This is a genomic window from Kitasatospora sp. NPDC004289, from assembly GCF_053602875.1.
Genome location: NZ_JBSGEL010000085.1, coordinates 1 through 19,796 on the forward strand (window position 1 = coordinate 1; position 19,796 = coordinate 19,796).

13 protein-coding genes and 1 pseudogene are annotated in these 19,796 nt (G+C 74.4%); 5 read left to right on the forward strand and 9 right to left on the reverse strand.

What is annotated here, in order from left to right; translation table 11 throughout:
- Positions 1 to 211, forward strand: a pseudogene (locus ACWEPF_RS34860) (hypothetical protein); the annotation flags it as partial.
- Positions 212 to 344: 133 nt separating this feature from the next.
- Here the strand turns inward: ACWEPF_RS34860 and ACWEPF_RS34865 are convergent.
- The 4 genes from ACWEPF_RS34865 to ACWEPF_RS34880 all read right to left on the reverse strand — a co-directional run bounded on the left by ACWEPF_RS34865 (position 345) and on the right by ACWEPF_RS34880 (position 8,920).
- Positions 345 to 1,526, reverse strand: coding sequence for a PP2C family protein-serine/threonine phosphatase (locus ACWEPF_RS34865; protein WP_452175739.1), 1,182 nt, complete (start codon positions 1,524 to 1,526; stop codon positions 345 to 347).
- Between the two features lie 190 nt (positions 1,527 to 1,716).
- Positions 1,717 to 4,920: an ATP-dependent helicase gene (locus ACWEPF_RS34870; RefSeq protein ID WP_452175740.1), complete on the reverse strand. Its 3,204-nt coding sequence runs from the start codon at positions 4,918 to 4,920 to the stop codon at positions 1,717 to 1,719.
- A gap of 184 nt (positions 4,921 to 5,104) precedes the next feature.
- Entirely contained in the window at positions 5,105 to 8,401 is a 3,297-nt protein-coding gene (locus ACWEPF_RS34875) for an ATP-dependent helicase (RefSeq protein WP_452175741.1), read from the reverse strand.
- Between the two features lie 192 nt (positions 8,402 to 8,593).
- Entirely contained in the window at positions 8,594 to 8,920 is a 327-nt protein-coding gene (locus ACWEPF_RS34880; protein ID WP_345287340.1) for an MGMT family protein, read from the reverse strand.
- Positions 8,921 to 9,063: 143 nt separating this feature from the next.
- Here ACWEPF_RS34880 and ACWEPF_RS34885 point away from each other — a divergent pair, with 143 nt between their 5' ends.
- Positions 9,064 to 11,667 carry a lysylphosphatidylglycerol synthase transmembrane domain-containing protein gene (locus ACWEPF_RS34885; protein WP_345287338.1) on the forward strand — a complete coding sequence of 868 codons (2,604 nt, stop codon included), beginning with the start codon at positions 9,064 to 9,066 and terminating at the stop codon, positions 11,665 to 11,667.
- An 87-nt stretch (positions 11,668 to 11,754) separates the two neighbouring features.
- Here the strand turns inward: ACWEPF_RS34885 and moeZ are convergent, their stop codons facing one another.
- From moeZ to ACWEPF_RS34910, 5 genes are all read right to left on the reverse strand, one after another.
- A complete protein-coding gene (gene moeZ, locus ACWEPF_RS34890; RefSeq protein WP_345287337.1) occupies positions 11,755 to 12,933 on the reverse strand; it encodes an adenylyltransferase/sulfurtransferase MoeZ in 1,179 nt (392 codons plus the stop codon).
- Positions 12,934 to 13,116: 183 nt separating this feature from the next.
- Positions 13,117 to 14,067 (reverse strand): NAD-dependent epimerase/dehydratase family protein, encoded by a 951-nt coding sequence (locus ACWEPF_RS34895; RefSeq protein ID WP_345287335.1) that lies wholly within the window; start codon positions 14,065 to 14,067, stop codon positions 13,117 to 13,119.
- Positions 14,068 to 14,127: 60 nt separating this feature from the next.
- Positions 14,128 to 15,282 (reverse strand): hypothetical protein, encoded by a 1,155-nt coding sequence (locus ACWEPF_RS34900; RefSeq protein WP_452175742.1) that lies wholly within the window; start codon positions 15,280 to 15,282, stop codon positions 14,128 to 14,130.
- Positions 15,282 to 16,877 carry a DUF3492 domain-containing protein gene (locus tag ACWEPF_RS34905; protein ID WP_452175743.1) on the reverse strand — a complete coding sequence of 532 codons (1,596 nt, stop codon included), beginning with the start codon at positions 16,875 to 16,877 and terminating at the stop codon, positions 15,282 to 15,284. Before ACWEPF_RS34905 ends, ACWEPF_RS34900 begins: the two co-directional genes overlap by 1 nt.
- Positions 16,878 to 17,176: 299 nt before the next feature.
- Positions 17,177 to 18,085 carry an alpha/beta fold hydrolase gene (locus ACWEPF_RS34910; protein ID WP_345287329.1) on the reverse strand — a complete coding sequence of 303 codons (909 nt, stop codon included), beginning with the start codon at positions 18,083 to 18,085 and terminating at the stop codon, positions 17,177 to 17,179.
- A 253-nt stretch (positions 18,086 to 18,338) separates the two neighbouring features.
- On the opposite strand from ACWEPF_RS34910, the gene ACWEPF_RS34915 reads away from it, so the two are divergent.
- From ACWEPF_RS34915 to ACWEPF_RS34925, 3 genes are all read left to right on the forward strand, one after another.
- A complete protein-coding gene (locus tag ACWEPF_RS34915) occupies positions 18,339 to 18,995 on the forward strand; it encodes a TetR/AcrR family transcriptional regulator (protein ID WP_380150140.1) in 657 nt (218 codons plus the stop codon).
- 134 nt (positions 18,996 to 19,129) lie between these two features.
- A complete protein-coding gene (locus tag ACWEPF_RS34920) occupies positions 19,130 to 19,357 on the forward strand; it encodes a DUF3107 domain-containing protein (protein ID WP_345287327.1) in 228 nt (75 codons plus the stop codon).
- A 153-nt stretch (positions 19,358 to 19,510) separates the two neighbouring features.
- Complete coding sequence (locus ACWEPF_RS34925) at positions 19,511 to 19,786, forward strand: hypothetical protein (RefSeq protein WP_452175744.1); 276 nt, start codon at positions 19,511 to 19,513, stop codon at positions 19,784 to 19,786.
- Positions 19,787 to 19,796 lie beyond the last annotated feature (10 nt).

Genomic DNA, 19,796 nt, shown 5'->3' on the forward strand with positions numbered 1-19,796 from the left:
GCCGGCGCGGCAGCCGGGGCCGCGGCGGCGCCGCGTCCTGCGGGGCTGGCACGACCTCGCCAAGACCCCCACCTACCCCTCCCACCGCCCCGCGGTCCAGTTCGACCACGTCCTCGCCATGGGCGTCCCCCGCACCGCCGTCGGCACCATCACGGCCCCCCGCACCCCGGTCTCCGACCACCGGCCCCTCCTCGTCGAGGTCGACCTGTAATTGGTGATGCTTCGGGGGCGCGAGGAACTGCGCGAGTCCGGAAGGCGGACCACCGGCAACTGAGGGCACGTCAGCCAGTTGCACGTGCTGCCGTGCCCCCGCGCGCAGTTCCCCGCGCCCCTGGTGCAACCACTTACGTGGCTGGGACCATCTCCGCCGTTGCCTGCTGCGGGAGTTGGACGGGTTCGTGGTGGAGCAGCAGCATCGCCGCGTCGTCCCCCAGCTTGTGCCCGACGTGCCGCACGACGTCCTCGTGCAGCCGCCGCAGCACCTCCGTCGGCGATCCGACCGCGCAGTAGGGCAGCCGCTCCGCCAGGGGGTAGAAGGCGCCCCGGTGGTCCCGGGCCTCGATGACGCCGTCGGTGTAGAGCAGGATGCGGTCCCCGGGCGCGATGGTGATGCGCTGCACCGGCGGCCGGACGTCGGTGGGGTCCAGCACCCCGAGCGGCGGCACCGTCTCCGGCAGCTCCAGCGCCCGGGCCGGTGCGCCGGGGCTGAGCAGCAGCGGGGCGGGGTGCCCGCAGTTGACGATCTCCACGGACCCGTCCGGACGGACCCCGATCAGCACCAGGGTGACGAACTCCTCCTCCACCCCGGGGTGTTCCCCTTCATGCAGGACCCGGTCCAGGCTGACGGCCAGCCACCCCGCGACCCGGTCGAGCTCCGGCTCCTGGTGGGCGGCCTCGCGGAAGGCGCCGAGCACGGCCGCCGCCGTCTCGACGGCGGCCAGCCCCTTGCCCCGGACGTCGCCGACGACGGCCCGCACGCCGTGCCGGGTGTTGACCACCTCGTACAGGTCGCCCCCGATGGAGGCGTGCGCGGCGGCGGCCGCGTAGTGGACGGCGGCCCGCACGCACCCGAGCCGGTCAGGGACGGAGCGCAGCAGCACCCGCCGCGCCACCTCCGCGACCAGCTGGGCGTCGGCGAGGGCCTGCTCCTGACGGACCCTCAGCGTGGCGCTGACCCAGCCGATGGCCGCCACCAGCGCGATGGCGAGCACGGTCGCGGTGTGCACGGACTGGCCGAGCACGCCGTTGTACCAGGCGAGCAGGAAGGCGACGGCCTCGGTGGCGAGGCCGAGCGCGAGCGGGTACCAGGTGCGGCGGCTGACCACGGCGGCCAGCGCGGGGACGGCGGTGAGGGCGGGTTCGACGGTCAGCGCGGTGGCGCTGAACCAGTCCAGGGCGAGCACCAGCAGCATGCCGATGAACGGCAGCGCCATCGAGGTCTTCGGCCACGTTCCGGTGACCGTGCCCGGCACGGCTCCGGGGGAAGGCCCCGCGAGCCGGTCCTTGATCCATCCGGTCGCGCTCAACTTCGGTCTCTCCAGCGAGGGTGCGCAGGCGCCCGTGGCACCTGCGGTGATGACTGAGGGTCAGAGGTGGGGCCCTGCCCGGCGGCCGGAGTACCTTGATTGACCGGTTACCGACCCCACAATAGGCGCGAAACGTGCATGGAGCACAGGTTTCGCACGCGGCCGTGACGGCATGGATGCGCTGCGTGACTCATTCTTCACTATTCCCGATCAGAAGCCGAGTCAACTCTTTTCGCCCCGGAAGTCCTGACGGCCTGTCGACCCGGCCGCTGCGGACGTACAGGAACGAAGCGGTGACCTGCTCGGGTTCTACGCCCGTCAACTCGGCCCACGCCAGCCGGTAGACCGCGAGCTGGAGCGGATCGGCGGCCTCGTCCCGCTGGGTCTTCCAGTCCACCACCTCCCAGCGCTCGTCCCGAGGTGACCCTGAGCCACCGTCACCGTCCCGGTAGACCGCGTCGATCCGGCCGCGCACCACCCGACCGCCGAGCACCAACTGCACCGGCACCTCGACCCGGTGCGGCCGCCGCCCGGCGTACGGGCTGCGCAGGAAGGCCTCCTTGAGCCGCTCCAGGTCGTGCTCGTCCTCGATCCCCTCGTCGTCGAGGCCGGGCAGCGCGTCGGGGCCGACCAGCGGCAGCTCCTCGTAGGGGAGCTGGTACTGGGCCTGGATCCAGGCGTGGAAGCGGGTGCCCCGGCGGGCGGCCGGCTGCGGGGGGCGGGGCATCGGGCGGGCCAGGTCGCGGGCGAAGCCGTCCGGGTCGGCGTTCAGGCGCAGCAGCTGGGTGGCGGAGAGCGAGGCGGGCAGTTCGACCTCGCGGACGGCGCGGCGGGAGCGGGCCAGCTCGCCCAGCAGGGCCGTCAGGTCGCGGTCCCAGGAGGCGATCCGGCGCTCGTCCTCGGGGGCCTGCGGCTCCGGCGGCGGGGCGGGCTGCCCGGCCAGGCGGCGGTGCACCACCTCGGCCACCCGGCGGCGGGCCAGCTGGGCGCCGGCGTCCAGCGGCAGCGGCCAGGGGGTCTCGACGGAGGTGTCCAGGGCCGGGTTCTCGGCCTCGGCCAGCGGCGGGTCGGCCCAGAGCTCGACCTCGCCGTTGCCGGGCCGCTCGGCGTGCTCGCGCAGCGCGGCGAGGAAGGCGGACGGGCCCCGGCGGCGCTTCTGGCTCGGCCCCCACCAGTGGCCGGAGGCGAGCAGCAGCTCGCGCGGGCGGGTGAAGGCGACGTAGCCGAGCCGCAGCTCCTCGACGTGGCCGTGCTCGGCCATCTCGGCCTTGAAGGCCTTCATGTCACGCGGCGTCAGGCCGCCCAGCACCGGCAGGGTGGCGGCGTCGCCGCGCAGCTCGTGCGGGAGGACCTGCTTGGTGCTGGTCCAGCGCTCCCGGCCCCGACTGCTCGGGAAGGCGTCCTTCACCAGGCCGGGGACGGCCACCACGTCCCACTCCAGACCCTTGGACTTGTGCGCGGTGAGCACCTTCACGGTGTCCTCGCCGCCGGGCAGGCTGCTGTCCAGGCCCCGCTCGTACTCCTGGGCGGCGCGCAGGAAGGCCAGGAAGGCGGTCAGCCCCGGGTCCCCGTCCAGGTCGGCGAAGCCGGCCGCCACGTCCAGGAAGGAGTGCAGCGTCTCCCGCCGGCGGGCGGCCAACGCGCTCGGGGAGGCGGAGAGTTCGACCTCCAGACCGGTGACGGCCAGCACCCGGTGCAGCACGTCCATCAGCGGCTCGGCCAGCACCCGCCTCAAGTCCCGCAGTTCGCGCGCCAGTTGGGCGAAGCGGTGGCGGGCCTCAGGGGAGAACGGCAGCTCGTCCGGCTGCTCGGTGTCGATGAAGGTCTCCAGCGCGTCGGCCAGCGAGACCACCTCGGTCGGGTCGGTCTCGGCCACCGCCGCCGCCAGCGGGTCGGCGCCCTCGGACCGGCCGGTGCGCACCAGCTCGGCGGCCCGGCGGCCCAGCAGCGCCAGGTCACGCGGACCGGTCCGCCAGCGCGGGCCGACCAGCAGCCGCACCAGCGAGGCGTTCGCGGTCGGATCCTGGAGCACCTCGCAGACCGCCACCAGGTCGGCCACCTCCGGGAGTTGGAGCAATCCGCCGAGTCCGACCACCTCCACCGGCACCTCGCGGGCCACCAGCGCGGCGTGGATGTCCGGGAAGGCCGAACCGCCCCGGCAGAGCACCGCGATCCGCCCCGGCGGGGTACCGGTCGCGGTCAGGTGGGCGATCCGGTCGGCCAGCCAGTCGATCTCCTCGGCGTGGGTGGGCAGCAGCGCGCAGCGCAGGTACCCGTCCAGCTCGGCCCCCGGGGCCGGGCGGAGCGCCTCCACCCCCTCGTGCATCTCCCGCAGCGGGGCGGCGAGTTCGTTGGCGAAGGCCAGCAGCCGGCCGCCGCTGCGGCGGTTCTCGCTCAGCGCGTACCGGTGGGCCGGGGAGCCGTCCCGGCGCGGGAAGTGCCTCGGGAAGTCGTCCAGGTTGGCCACCGAGGCGCCGCGCCAGCCGTAGATGGCCTGGCACGGGTCCCCCACGGCCGTCACCGGATGCCCGCCCTCGGTGCCGAACAGCCCTGCCAGCATCAGGCGTTGGGCCACCGAGGTGTCCTGGTACTCGTCCAGCAGCACCACCCCGAACTGCTCGCGCAGCAGCCGCCCGACCTCCGGGCGCTCCTGCGCGAGGCGGGCCGAGGCGGCGATCTGGTCGCCGAAGTCCATCAGGTTGGCCCGGCGCTTGCGGCGGCGGTACTCCTCCACCAGCTCCAGCAGCTCCAGCCGGGCCCGGGCCGTCACCGGGATCGGGCGCAGGTCGTCGTTGCTCAGCCTGACGGTGGCGGCGTGGTCGATCAGCTCCCGGTCGAAGGCGCGCAGCCGCTCCGGCTCCACCAGGTGCTCGGCCAGCTCGGAGTCGAGCGCGACCAGCTCGGCGACCAGGCTGCTGAACGCACCCGTCAGGTGCGGGTACGGCCCGCGCGAGGAGCGCAGCACCCGGGCCGCCAGCTGGTACCTGGTCGCGTCGGCCAGCAGGCGGACGTCCGGCTCGATGCCCAGGCGCAGGCCGTGCTCCTTGAGCAGCCGCCCGGCGAACGAGTGGTACGTCGAGATCTCCGGCTCCCCGAGCACCTCCTCCTCCGGACCCGACACCCCGGCCCGGTGCAGCGCCGCCCGGACGCGCTCGGCCAGCTCCCCCGCCGCCTTGTTGGTGAACGTCAGCCCCAGCACCTGCTCCGGCCGCACCGCCCCCGACCCGACCAGCCACACCACCCGGGCCGCCATCACCGTCGTCTTCCCCGACCCGGCCCCCGCCACGATCACCCCGGGCTCCAGCGGCGCCCCGATCGCGGCCAGCTGCTCCGGGTTGAACGGCACCCCGAGCAGCGCCTTCAACTCCTCGGGGCTGCTCAGCGCGGATCTCATCCGCCAAGCCTAACCAGCGGGTGCGTCACCCCGAGGGGCCGAAGGCCCCAGGGGCGCGAGGAACTGCGCGCAGGGGAACGGCAACACGTGCAACTGGCTCGCATGCCCCGATCCAGCACTGGTCCGCCTTCCGATTCGCGCAGTTCCCCGCGCCCCCGGTGTGACCAATGTGCCCAGGCTCACCTCAGTCCAGGAGTTGGCGCCCGTCGCGCTGCGCGGAGCAGGAGGCCCGGAAGGAGCAGCGCGCGCAGCCCTCGCTCGCCTTGGGCGTGAAGCGTTCCGAGAGCACCCGCCCCGCCGACTCCGCCAGCAGCCCCTCGATCCACGGTTCCGCCGGCGGCCCCTGGTGCTGCACCTTCGGGGCCTCCGGCTCCTTCTTCGAGGCCTCCGCCCGCAGGTGCACCAGCTCCGCCCCGCCGACCTCCACGGCCTCCCCAAGCCCGGCCACGCCGTCCAGCGCACCGCTGCGCGCCGCGAGCTGATAGACCGCCAGCTGCTTGTGCTCGGGCAGCGACTTGTCCGTCGGCAGGTGCTTGCCGGTCTTGAAGTCGACCACGTAGACCCGCCCCGCCCCGTCCTGCTCGACCCGGTCCATCGATCCCCGGATCCGCACCGAGAGGTCCCCCACCGGCAGCGTCAGGTCGAAGTCCTGCTCGGTGGCCACGGTGACCCGGCCGCGCTCCAGCACGTGCCAGTGCAGGAAGCGCTCCAGGGCGGCCCGCGCCTGCTCCTTCTCCTGCTGCGACTTCCAGGGCGCGTCGAAGGCCAGCGCGTCCCAGACCGTGTCCAGGCGCTCCATCAGTACCGCCAGGTCCGCCGGGGTGCGCCCGGAGCCGACCTCGTCGGCGAGCGCGTGCACCACGTTCCCGAACCCCTGGGCCGCCGTCGTGGTGGACCCCGCCCGGACGTCCTTCTCCAGGAACCACCGCAGCGAGCACCCGTCCAGCTGCTCCAGCCCGCTCCCGGACAGCCGCACCGGCTCGGCCGGATCCCGCAGCGGCTTCGCCGACTCGGTCCGGTCCACCAGGCCCCACCACCGGTCGGGGTGGGCGGCCGGCACCAGCGGCACGCCGTCCTCGTCGGCGGCCGCGGCCAGCACCGCCAGCCGTTCGGCGGCGGCCCGCCGCAGTGCGGGCGGCTGCGCCGGGTCGACCGTGACCGCACGCAGTTCGGCGACCAGCGCCGCGACCGAGAGCGGCCGCTTCGGACGGTGCGTCACCTCCTCCACCGTCACCGGCGGGGTGCGCCGCAGCACCTTCCCGCTCGCCCGGTCGACCTCCTCCCGGTAGAGCTCGCGCAGGAAGCGCGAGGGTTCGTCGCCGTCCTCGCTCGGTGCCTTGACCGCCGTCACCACCAGCCGGTCCTTCGCCCGGGTGACGGCGGTGTAGAAGAGGCGGCGCTCCTCTCCCAGCAGGGCACCCGGGGAGAGCGGTTCGGCGAGGCCGTCGCGGCCGATCCGGTCGGCCTCCAACAGCGAGCCGCGGCGGCGCAGGTCCGGCCAGAGGCCCTCCTGCACCCCGGTCACCACCACCAGCCGCCACTCCAGGCCCTTGGAGCGGTGCGCGGTCATCAGCCGGACGGCCTCCGGGCGGACGGCCCGCACGGTCAGGGTGTCGGCGGCGATGTCCTGGGCCTCGAGTTCGGCCAGCAACTCCAGGGCGCCCCGGTGCCCGGCGGACTGCTCCTCGGCCCGGGCCGCGGTGTCGAACAGCGCGCAGAGCGCGTCCAGGTCGCGGTCCGCGTTCCGTCCCGCCGGGCCACCGCCCCGGAGCGCGGCCCGCTCCAGGCGCTCCCGCCAGCGGCGCGCGCCGTCCCAGAGCTGCCAGAGCGCCTCCTCGGCGCTGCCGCCCCCGGCCAGCAGTTCGCGCACCTTGCGCAGCAGCGTCCCCAGCTCCAGCGCCCGCCGGGCGTAGGAGGGCTCCATCGCCACCAGCCGCTCGGGCTCGGCCAGCGCCTCCCGGATCAGCTCCTCCGCCGACCGCACCACCAGCGGGGTGTCCTCCGACGCTCCGTCAGGCCCCCGCAGCGCCTGCCGCTCCTCCTCCCGCAGCGCCCGCCCGAGCCGCCGCAGGTCGGAGCCGTCCAGTCCGCCGAGCGGCCCGGTCAGCAGCGCGTGCGCCTGCTCGGTGTCGCACGCCGCCGCCGGGTGCGCGCAGACCCGCAGGGCGGCGAGCAGCGCGGCCACGGCCGGCTCCTCGCGCAGCGGCAGGTCGTCGCCGTCGATCTCCAGCGGCACACCGGCCGCGCCGAGCGCCCGCCGCACGCCCGGGATGGACCGCGCACCGGCCCGGACCAGCACCGCCATCTCGCCCCAGGGGATCCCGTCCTCCAGGTGGGCGCGGCGCAGCAGGTCGGCGATCGAGTCCAGTTCGGCGCCGGGCGTCGGGTAGGTGTACACCTCGACCCGGCCGCCCTCCCGGGACGGCAGCAGCGCCCGGTGCTGGGCCAGCTTGTCGGCGGGCAGCCGCCCCATCGGCATCCGGCCGGTGAGCTCCCGGGCGGCGGCCAGCAGCACGGCGCCGGAGCGGCGGGAGACCCGGAGCACCTTGACCTCGGCCGGGCCGCCGTCGGCCTTGGGGAAGGCGGACGGGAAGTCCAGGATGCCGTTCAGGTCGGCGCCGCGGAACGCGTAGATCGACTGGTCCGGGTCGCCGACCACCACCAAGTCCCTCCCACCGCCCGCGAGTTGCCGCAGCAGACGGACCTGGGAGGGGTCGGTGTCCTGGTACTCGTCCACGAACACCACGTCGTACTTCTCGCGCAGCTCGCCGCCCACCTCCGGACGCTCCGCCAGCAGCACGGCGCGGTGCACCAGTTCGGCGTAGTCCAGCACCCCGCGCAGGTCGAGCACGTCCAGGTACTCGGCCAGGAAGTGCGCGGCGGCGGACCAGTCGGGCCGCTGCACCCCGGCGGCGAAGCGGCTCAGCTCCTCCCCGCCGAGCCCCAGCTCCCGGCTGCGCGCCAGCACCGCCCGGACCTCGTCGGCGAAGCCGCGGGTGGTCAGGCAGGCCCTCAGGTCCAGCGGCCAGTCGAACCTGCCCGTCCCGGCCCGGGCGTCCTCCGCCCCGCCGGCCAGCAGCTCACGGACCATCACGTCCTGCTCCGGCCCGGAGAGCAGCCGCAGCGGCTCGGCGTAGGCCTCGGGAGCCTGGTGCGCGCGCAGCAGCGCGTAGCAGAAGGAGTGGAAGGTGGTGGCCTGCGGAGTGGCCGAACCGTTGCCCAGCCGGGTCGTCATCCGGTCCCGCAGCTCCGCCGCCGCCTTGCGGCTGAAGGTCAGCACCAGTATCCGCTCCGGGTCGGTGCCGCGCTCGATCCGCCGCACCACCGACTCCACCAACGTGGTGGTCTTGCCCGTCCCCGGCCCCGCGAGCACCAGCAGCGGCCCGGCCCCGTGCTCGGCCACCACCCGCTGGTACTCGTCCAGCACGGGCGCCACCGGCTGCGCCAGTGCGTTGCGGACCAGACGGAACGGAGAAGCCATCCGACGAGCCTAACCGCCGTACGAAGATCGGGGGGCTGGCTCTCGGGCCGGGCCGGATCAGCGGGCGTCGTTGGGGTGCGTGCCTCGGCGCCGCCGAGGAAGGAGTCCATGCGGAGCATCGGCGACTGACGAGAAGGTGGCGAGGTGCGTGCCCCGGCGGCGCCCGCCCGGCCCGGCCCGAGAGCCAGCCCCTCAACCGCCGTCCCAGCGCGCCTTCTTGAGGTCCACCCTCGGCTCGCCGCCGACCAGCTTCAGCGGTGTGCCCTCCACCCGGTACTCCGGCAGCGCCCGGTGCTCGTGGCCCGGCAGCGGACGCCCGTCGGCCCGGATCACCCGCCACCAGGGGACCCCGGCCCCGTAGAGCGCCATCACCCGGCCGACCTGCCGGGGGCCGCCCCGGCCGAGGTACTCGGCCACGTCCCCGTACGTCATCACCCGGCCCGGCGGGATCCGCTCGGTCAGTGCGAGCACCGACTCGACGTACGCCTCGGGCTCATCCGGCGGCTCACGGTTCGTCACTCTGGCATCCTGCCAAACAGCACCGACAGCCGGAGCCCGTCCGGGGGATTCGCCGCGCCCGATGCGGACCCTGTCCCTCGCCGGTGCCCCCGGCATGCCACCATCTGACGGGGCGGTGAGTGGTGATACGAGGACAAGACCAGATGACCGGGACGGCAGACGTGGACGTGGAAGAGGGCCCGACGGAGCCCGCCACCTTCCAGCCGTCCGGCTCTCCCGAGCCGCCGGTGGGCACGACCGAGGGGGAAGAGGGAGTGGCCGAGGAGCCACCGAACGGCGAGCACGTCGCCGTCGACGAGCCGCTGCTCGCGGCCCGGGCACACCGACCGTCCGATCTGCTGAGGTTCCTGGCCGGCGTGCTCGGGATAGTGGCCCTCTTCCTGGTGGCCCGCTTCGCGGTCTCCACCACCTCGGGCCTGGAGACCGACATCTCCAAGAACGCCGAGCACATCCCGAGCTGGCTCACCACCGTCACCGGGCTGGCCGCCAGCATCGCGGTGCTCGCCGTACCGCTCTCCTTCGCGGTGGAGCGGCTGATCAAGCGGGACGGCCTGCGGGTCGCCGACGGCGTGCTGGCCTCGGTGCTGGCCTACGGGGTCTCGCTCGGCGTCGACTGGTGGGTGGCGGCCGGAGCACCGAACGAGGTGCGCAACGCGCTGACCCAGTTCCCGCCCGGTTCGCAGTCGCTGACCGACCCGGTGCACGGCTACCTGGCCCCGGTGATCGCCTACATGACCGCCGTCGGCATGTCGAGCAGACCGCGCTGGCGGGTGGCCCTCTGGTCGGTGGTGCTGCTCAGCGGCCTGACCGAGCTGGCCAGCGGCTACACCACCGTGCTCTCTCTCATCCTGACGGTGCTGATCGGCTGGTCGGTGGCCTACGCCACCCTCTACGCGATCGGTTCGCCGAACATCCGCCCCACCGGCCAGCACCTGCTGATCGGCCTGCGCAAGGTCGGCTTCTCCCCCTCGGTCGCGCACGTCGCCCCGGACGCCCCCGGCGGCACCCGGCGCTACTACGTGGAGCAGCTCTCCGGCCCCCCGCTGGACGTCCACGTGATCGACCGGGAGCAGCAGGCCTCCGGCTTCTTCTACCGCGCCTGGCGCCGCCTCAGGCTCCGCTCGGTGGCCGTCCGGCGCAGCCCGCAGTCGCTCCGCCAGGCCCTCGAACAGGAGGCCCTGATCGCCTACGCGGCCACCGCCTCCGGAGCCCGCGCCCCCCAGCTGGTGGCCACCTCCGAACTCGGCCCGGACGCCGCCATCCTGGTCTACGAGAAGCTGACGGGCCGTCCGCTGGACGAGCTGGTCGACGAGGAGGTCACGGACGAGGCGATGGCCTCGCTCTGGGAGGCCGTCGACGCCCTGCACCAGCGCCGCATCGCGCACCGCCGCCTCACCGGCGAGTCCCTGCTGGTGGTGGACGAGAAGACCGGCTACCTGGTCAACCTCTCGGGCGGCGACATCGCGGCGGGCGACCTCACCCTGCGGATCGACATCGCCCAGCTGCTCACCACCTTCGCCCTGCGGGTCGGCCCCGAGCGCGCGGTGGCCACCGCCAACCGGGTGCTCGGCGCCGACCGGGTGGCCGCCTCGCTCCCGCTGCTCCAGCCCGTCGGCCTGAGCCGCACCACCCGGCTCGACCTGGGCCGGCTGAACAAGGAGCGCAAGTCCACCGCCCAGGCGCTCGCCCTGGAGCAGGTGGCCTCCGGGGAGCGCACCCAGCAGCAGGCCGAGGAGGACATCGCGGTCGCCAGCGAGGACCTGCTCAGCCGGATCCGCGGCCAGATCCTCCAGGTCGTCCCGGAGGCCCCGCTGGCCCCCGAGAAGCTGGAGCGGCTCAAGCCGAAGACCGTCATCACGGTGGTGGCGCTGGCCTTCGCGGCCTACTTCGCGCTGACCGCGATCAAGCCCGAGAAGTTCAACCTGGACCAGATGCACTGGGCCTGGGCGGCCGCGGCACTGGCCGCCGCCGCGCTGAGCTACATCGCGGCCTCGATGAGCCTGACCGGCTTCGTGCTGGAGCGGCTGCCGTTCGCCCGGACCGTGGCGGCCCAGGTGGCCGGCTCCTTCGTGAAGCTGGTCGCGCCCGCCGCCATCGGCGGCATCGCGCTGAACACCCGGTACCTCCAGAAGGCGGGCATCCGCCCGGTCCAGGCGGTGGCCAGTGTCGGCGCCTCCCAGCTGGCGGGCCTGGCCGGGCACCTGCTGCTGCTCTTCACCTTCGGTCTGATCACCGGTCAGCAGCGCGAGGGCGAGTTCGGCGCCTCCCGGGCCCTGATCATCGGCGTGCTGAGCGCCGCGGTGCTCTCCCTGGTGATCGCCGCCGTCGCACCGCTGCGGCGCTTCGTGGTGACCAGGGTCCGCGCGCTGTTCTTCGGCGTGGTGCCCCGGATGCTGGACCTGATGCGGACCCCCAGCAAGCTGCTCACCGGCTTCGGCGGCATCCTGCTGCTGACGCTCAGCTTCACCGCCTGCCTGGACGCCTCGATCCGCGCCTTCGGCTACTCGATGAGCTTCTCCGCCGTGGCGGTGGTCTTCCTGACCGCCAACGCGGCCGGGTCGGCGATCCCGACCCCCGGTGGCATCGGCGCGGTCGAGCTGTCGCTCCTCGGCGGGCTGACCCTCGCCGGCGTCCCGCCCACCGTCGCCACCCCGGCCGTCTTCCTCTACCGGGCGCTGACCTTCTGGCTCCCGATCCTCCCCGGCTGGTTCTGCTACAACGTCCTCCAGCGCAAGGACGCGCTCTAGACGGGCTCCGGAGCACCGGGCTCGCGGACACCACGAGGGGCGGGCGGCCAGTGGCCGCCCGCCCCTCGTCCGTACGGTGACGGTCCGTCAGTAGGACGGCTTGTGCGGCTCGATCTGGTTGACCCAGCCGAGGATGCCGCCGCCCAGGTGGACCGCGTCGGAGAAGCCGGCCGACTTGAGGACGGCCAGCACCTCGGCCGAGCGGACGCCCGACTTGCAGTGCAGCACGATCTTCTTGTCCTGCGGCAGGGACTCCAGCGCGTTCCCCATCAGGAACTCGTTCTTCGGGATCAGCGTGGCGCCGGGGATCGAGACGATCTCGTACTCGCCGGGCTCGCGGACGTCGACCAGGAAGATGTCCTCCTCGTCGTCCTGCCACTGCTTGAGCTGCTTCGAGGTGATGGTCGAACCGGCGGCGGCCTCCTGGGCCTCCTCGGAGACCACGCCGCAGAAGACGTCGTAGTCGATCAGCTCGGTGACCGTCGGGTTCTCACCGCAGACCGCGCAGTTCGGGTCCTTGCGGATCTTGACCTGGCGGTAGTTCATCTCCAGGGCGTCGTAGATCATCAGACGGCCGACCAGCGGCTCGCCGACACCGGCCAGCAGCTTGATCGCCTCGGTCACCTGGATCGAGCCGATCGAGGCGCAGAGCACCCCGAGCACGCCGCCCTCGGCGCAGGACGGGACCATGCCCGGCGGCGGGGCCTCCGGGTAGAGGCAGCGGTAGCACGGGCCGTGCTCGGCCCAGAACACGCTGGCCTGGCCGTCGAAGCGGTAGATCGAGCCCCAGACGTACGGCTTGCCGAGCAGCACCGCGGCGTCGTTCACCAGGTACCGGGTGGCGAAGTTGTCGGTGCCGTCGACGATCAGGTCGTAGCCGGAGAAGATCTCCATCACGTTGTCGTTGTCGAGGCGGTCCTCGTGCAGGATCACGTTGACGTACGGGTTGATCTCCAGCACGGAGTTCTTCGCCGACTCGGCCTTGGAGCGGCCGATGTCCGACTGGCCGTGGATGATCTGCCGCTGGAGGTTCGACTCGTCCACGGTGTCGAACTCGACGATGCCGAGCGTGCCGACGCCGGCGGCGGCCAGGTACATCAGGGCGGGCGAGCCCAGGCCGCCGGCGCCGACACAGAGCACCTTGGCGTTCTTCAGCCGCTTCTGCCCGGCCATCCCGACGTCGGGGATGATCAGGTGGCGGGAGTACCGGCGGACCTCGTCGATGGTGAGCTCGTCGGCCGGCTCGACCAGGGGTGGCAGCGACACAGTGACTCCGATGGTCGTCAGTTCGGGGCTTGGCGGGCCACCGAAGTGGCTCAGCTACGCCAACAGTGTCACTCGACCGAGGTATTCCGAGACAGCAGGTCCGACTGGTGAGACACCCCTCGCCGGATCGTGGGACCACGCCGGATTCCCGCAACACCCCTGGTGGGAGCGGGCGGTGGAGGGTCATACCCGGCAGGCGGTCTCCAGCCAGATGTCCCCCAGCGACTCCTCCAGCGGCACCTGTGTCCGCCAGCCGAGACGGTCCCGGGCGGTCCTGGCATCGGCCTGCCGCCACTGCACCGGCTCGCCGCCCGGCCGGAACGGCGGGTACTGCGGCGGGTGGTCCCCGGCCGGCCCCGGCTGCCCCGGCAGCGCCGCCGGGCGGGCGTCCTCGCTGATGGAGCCCTCGAACCCGGCCGCCCGCAGCAGCAGCTGCGCACCGTCCCGGGCCCGCACCGCGTGGCCGCTACCGATGTTGATCACCCCGGTCGCAGCCGAGACGGCCGCCGACTGCACGGCCCTGGCCACGTCCCGGACGTCCACGAAATCCCGGTATCCGGACAGGTCCGGCATCCGCACCTGCCGCTCGCCCTGCTCCAGCGCCCGGCGCAGCCCCTCCGCCAGCCGCCCGAACAGCGAGGCGGCCGGCGAGCCCGGCCCCACCACGTCGAACACCCGCAGCACCGCCGCGTCCAGCCCGCTGGCCAGCACCAGCTCCGTCCCGGCCAGCTTGGACACCCCGTACGGGCCCGAGGGCCTGGGCTCGGCGTGCTCCGAGATCGGCACCCCGGCGGGCATCGGCCCGTACTCCGCCGCCGATCCGATGTGCACCAGCCTGGCCGGCTCCCGGCTGCGCCGGATCGCCTCGCAGACGGTGGCCACCGCCAGCGTGTTCGACCGGATCAGCATCCGCGAGCTGCCGTAGGTCGCGCCCGCACAGTTGATCACCACCTGCGGCGCCACCGCGTCCAGGAACCGGGCCAGCGCGCCCGGGCTCCCCGCCGTCAGGTCGAACCGGATGTCGGCCGAATCCCGCCGCCCCAGCACGGTGACCTGGAGGTCCGGTTCGTCCAGCAGACGCTCGGCGACGCGACGGCCGATGAAACCGTCCGCGCCCAACAGCAGCACCCTCATCTGGGGTGTCCTTCCACGAGATCCATTTGCAGAGAACAAGAAGTACGGGCGGGCCCGCCGTCACGGGTCGCGGTGCGCACCGGGGCGGCCCAGCACCAGCCACGCGTACGGCAGCAGCACGACCGCCACCGGCGCGCAGACCAGCAGCTGGGCGGCCTGGGCGCCGTGCTGAACGGCCGTCAGCACGGCCCCTCCCGCACCGGCCGCCACCAGACCCGCCAGCCCCGGGGCCGGGTGGCCGCCGCGGAGCAGGACGACCGCCGGGACCAGCACCGCCCCGAGGGCCGCCTGCCCGGCCCACTGCGCGCCGCCGGCCCGGTGCAGCGCGCCGTACAACAGGCCCCCGTCGCCGGCCGGCTGGGCAACGGTGAGCAGCACCAGGCCGCCGAAGCCGAGCGCGGCCACGGCCAGGGCGTGCAGCCCGACCGCGACCGGCAGGACGGGCCGCATCAGGGCCCGGAAGTCCGCGATCGTCCGCGCCGCACCGAGGTGCCCCCGGCCCACCTGCCGCAGCCACCCGGCCACCCACTCCACCGCCCCGGCCCCGGCCCCCGCCGCCAGCCCGAACACCACCCCGCCCGGCCCCCCGCCCACCACCGGCACCACCACGGCCAACGCCAACGCCACTCCGCCCACGAACGTGGCGACGCGGCTGGGGGCGCGAGGAACTGCGCGAGGCGGAAGAAGGAGACCCGTGTGCCGGGTACGGCGCCTCACTTGCACGTGGACGTCCGTACCCGGCAGCCCGCTCGGCGCCTCCCGCAGCGCGCAGTTCCCCGCGCCCCCGGGTTGACCGCCTCCGTCGGTGTGACCACCGCCCAGCAGCCCCGCGGGCCGCGTCGCCGCCCAGGCCAGCCACCCGCCGCACAGCACCGCCAACGGCCCCCGCGCCGCAGGCACCACCGCACAGCCCACCGCCAACCCCACCACCGGCAGCCCGTGCCGGACGGCACTGCGCAGCGCCGCCCCGGCCCGCGCCCGCCACACCCCGCCGGACACGGCGGCGGCGGCCCGCGGCGGGCGCCGCGGGACCCGGGCGTACAGCTCCTCCGCCAGCGAGAAGACGTCCGCGTGCCGGTACCGGGCCGCCTCTCCCGGCCCGATCCCGGAGTCCTCCAGCGCGGCCGCTATCTCCCACGCGTCCACCGCCTGCTCGCAGGTCCGCCGGTGACGCTCCATCAACTCCCGGACCGGGTCCCCCGTCTCCCCGACCATCAGACCGCTTCCTTCAACGGCTCCACGACCACGGCCACGTCCACCTCGGCGGCCGCCGTCGCGGTCTCCTCGCCCCCGACCGGCCCCGCCACCCAGTACTCGGCGGGCCGGGCGAACGGCCGCACCTCCGCCCGCGCCCCCTTCTTCTCCGCCCCGCCCGCACGCCCCGCCGCCGGGTACGCCGGGAAGCGCGAGACCAGCTCCAGGTAGACCTCGCGGAAGGCCGTCACCACCGGCTCCACCGCGAACCGTTCCTGCGCACGCAGCCGTCCGGCCAGCCCGAGCCGGGCCCGCCGCTCCGCGTCGCCGAGCAGCGCCAGGCAGGCCGCGGCCAGCGCCGCGGGGTCGCGGGGCGGCACCAGCAGCCCCGTCGGCCCGAGCACCTCCCGGGCCACCCCGACCTCGGTGGAGACCACGGCCCGGCCGCTCAGCATGGCGTCGGCGATCAGCCGGGGGCTGCGCTGGGCGAGCGCCGAGAAGACCACCACCTGCCCGGCTTCCCAGGCCTCGGCCGCGCCGCCCTCCGGCCGCCCCTCGAAGGAGACGGCCGCGTCCACCCCGAGCTTCTCCGCTATCCCGCGCAGGTGCGCCAGGTATCCGGGCGCGCCCTCCTCGCCGTACAGCCGCAGCCGCGCCCGCGGCAGTTCGGCCCGGACCTTGGCGAAGGCGTGCAGCACCAGCGCGGGGTCGCGCCCGGGCTCCAGCGCCCCGGCCCAGACCAGCACCGGCCGCTCCGGCTCCGGCCCGGCGGCCGGCCGCGCCACCGCCGGGGTGCCCTCGTGCACCACCCGGATCCGGGCCGGGTCGGCCCCGCAGCGCTCCTGCCAGCGCCGGTCGTAGTCGCTCCCGGGGGTGAGCACGGCGGCCTGGCGGTACGTCTCCTCGGTGAGCTGCCGGAAGAAGGCGATCAGCAGCGCCCGCACCGGCCACCGGTACGGCGCCGTGCGCCAGCTCCGGTACTGCTCGCGCAGGTGCAGCCCGTGCTCGGTGACCACGAACGGCACCCCGTGCAGCTGCTTGGCCACCAGGGCGGGCAGCGCCGCCGGGCCGCCGCCGACCACGTGGCACAGGTCGGCCCCGCCGAGCCCGTCCGCCCCGGTGCCGTACCAGCGGGCGGCGAGCGGCCGCAGGCACTGCTCCAGCAGGTCGGCCGCGACCAGCACGTCCTGGACCTGCGGCTGCCCGGCCGCGGTCTCGGCCCCGGGCGAGCGCCAGACCTGTTCCAGCACCCGCTGGGCCGGCCCGGAGGCCAGGAAGGCGGGCAGCGCGCCGTCCTCCCGGGCGAGCGCCGCCAGCCGGTACAGCGCGGGGCCGAAGGAGGCCCGCTCTCCCGGTATCACCAGCGAGCGCACCAGCGCCCGGTAGGCCTGCACGTACGGCCGCCGCCGGTGCAGTGCGGGCCCGCGGCCGCGGGGGCGCCGCCCCCAGATCGGCAGCTCGCTCACCGGCAGCAGCCCTCCCCCGGCCCCGCCGCCCCCGCCCAGCACGTACATCCGGAACTCGTGCTCGGCGAGCCCCTCGGCCAGCCGCCCGCACCAGCCGTCGGCACGGCGTGCGTACGAGTGGGAACTCTCGGTGATCAGGGCAATGCGCACGACGACCTCCAGGGCGCAGCGGTTCGTGTTGACCGGGTGCGGTTACGCGACGACGTCAGCCCACGTACCAGTACTCAGAACCCGCGCGGCTGCTCCGGGACCACCCGGAGGGGCCGCGCTCTCCCCCACACCTGTTCGGTCCGACACCACGAAGGTAGAACGAATCGCTGAGAACGCCGCCGCCCTGGGCGTGCGTGCCACCTGAACGAGTGAAACCGCGTGACCTCACCGCGCCCGGGCCGTTCTGCCGCGCCGCTGACTCCCCGTCAACAGCCCTGCCGGCCCGGGGAGATCGCAGGTCAGGCCACCGCCAGCAGCTCCCGCACGGCCCGCGCCACCCGCTCCGGGTGCTCCAGCATCGCCACGTGCCCGGCCTCCGGCAGCACCAGCAGCCGGGCGTCCGCGAAGGCCGCGCAGGCCCTGTGCGCCGAGCGGTACGAGACCAGCTTGTCCTTCAGCCCGTACACCAGCAGCACCGGCGCCTTCACCTGCGCCGCCTGCCGCCAGAGCGACTGGTCCCCGCGCTCGGTGTAGGCCGAGACGATCCCGCGCGCCGATCCGGCCAGCACCCCGAGCGCGTACGGCAGCCCGGACCGGCGGCGGTGCTCGGCCACCGCGCGGTCCCACTGCCCGGGCGGGACGGCGTCCGGGTCTCCGTAGACCAGCCCGAGCAGCTGCCGGGTGGCCTGCTCGACGTCGCCGCCCGGGCTGCGGGTGCGGCTCAGCAGGGCGGCCACCCCGGGCACCGCGAGCAGGCCGGTGGGCCAGGCGGTGCGCTGCGGGGGCAGCTCGGGCAGGGCCGGCGAGATCAGGGTGAGGCTGCGCACCAGGTCCGGCCGCAGGGCGGCCAGCCGGACGGCGACGGCGCCGCCCAGCGAGTTGCCGAACAGGTGCACCGGCCCGCGCCCGGTGGCCTCCAGGTAGCCGATCACCGCCCGGACGTGGCCGTTGAGCGACAGGTTCCCGTCCTGCGGGGGCATCGACCAGCCGAAGCCGGGCAGGTCCACCGCCTCCACGTCCAGCACGTCGGAGAGCTCGGCCATCAGCTCGGTCCAGTTGTCCCCGGAGCCGCCGAGCCCGTGCACGAAGAGCGCGGCCGGCAGGTCGGCCGACCGCTCGGCGGGCCCGTGCACCGCCAGCACCGCCCCCGGGACCTCCACGGTCCGCCCCGCGCCCGTCCCGTCCGCCACCCGCTGCTCAGTGCTCATGGAGCACGATCGTAGTGAGCGCGCGGGTGCCGGCCCAGCCCCCACGATCACCCCGCCACCGTCTCGACCTCTGGACAGCGCAGGTCGGCCCCGTATTGTGGGCTCCCGACAAGGGGTCCGAGGGGTAATTGATCGGCGCCCGCCCGGCGCGGATCCGGTTACCCAAAAGTAGAATCGGACTCCTCTGCAAGCCACGCACGGCACACCGTCCCCGTTCCCGGGCGTGCCGCAGACCGAGAAGTGAGGAGCGCCCGTGTCGGCCGTCCAGGAGGCTCAGGAGCGCCCGCGCGGCGCCCGCCTGCCGCGCAGCGCCCGCCGTGAACAACTGCTCGGTGCCGCGCAGGAGGTGTTCGTCGCCCAGGGCTACCACGCTGCGGCGATGGACGACATCGCCGACCGCGCGGGGGTCAGCAAGCCCGTCCTCTACCAGCACTTCCCCGGGAAGCTCGAGCTCTACCTGGCGCTGCTCGACAAGCACTGCGACGCCCTGGTCGACGCCACCCGGGACGCGCTCGCCGCCACCACCGACAACAAGCAGCGGGTGGCCGCCACCATGGAGGCGTACTTCAACTACGTCTCCAGCGAGTCCGGCGCCTTCCGCCTGGTCTTCGAGTCCGACCTGACCAACGAGCCCGCCGTGCGCGAGCGGGTCGAGCGGGCCGCCGACGCCAGCGCCACCCTGGTCAGCCAGGTGATCGCGGAGGACACCGACCTCCCCGACGCCGAGTCCAAGCTGCTCGCGGTCGGCGTCTGCGGCCTGGCCCAGATCACCGCGCGCTACTGGCTCTCGCAGAACCTGGAGATCCCGCGCGACGCCGCCGTCAAGCTGGTCGCCAGCCTCGCCTGGCGCGGCCTCAAGGGCTTCCCGATGCACCCGGGCGACCAGGGCCCGGAGTCCGCCGCCGGCTGACCGGAGTCCCGCGGTGATCGCGGGACCTTCGCCGCCGGGCCAGGCAGGTGCTCTATGGTGAAGCCGTAAGACGCGAAGGCCGCGAACGGCGGTTCGAGCGCACGGATGACTGCAAACCCGGAGGGACGGAAGCCGTGGAGGTCAAGATCGGCGTGCAGCACGCGCCCCGAGAGATCGTTCTCGAGAGCTCGCAGACTGCCGATGAGGTCGAGAGCGCGGTCGCCAAGGCGCTGGAGGGCACCACGAAGCTCTTCACGCTGACCGACGAGCAGGGCCGTCGCGTCATCGTCCCGGCCGAGCGCCTGGCGTACGTGGAGATCGGCGAGCCGAGCGTCCGCAAGGTGGGCTTCGGCACCATCTGACGCACCGGCAGCACCTGACGCTGTCTCAGGCGGACGGCCGCCCCTTCACCCGAAGGGGCGGCCGTTCCGCGTCCGGTGCGCGTACCACCCGTCCGCACTGGGTATGGCCCGGGTGGTACCCCCCGCCCCGGCCCCACACCTGGGAGGCAGCCCGTGGTCCTGCAGTCGATCGCCTTCGCCGTCATCGGACTGGTCGTCGCCGCCGTGGCGCTGACGCTGTTCGCCGACTACTTCCCGAATCCGAGGGCACTGACCGTCTGCACCGCGGTGGTCTCGGCCCTGATCGGCGGGGTGGTCTCCGGCTACGCCCTCGACCACCGGCTGCCCGGTCTGGCCCTGCTCTTCTCGGCGGTCAGCTCGGCGCTGCTGCTCTCGGTGCTGGCCCGCCCGGACCGGGCGGGCGGGCACGGCCGCCACCGGCACGCCTGAGGGCACCGGC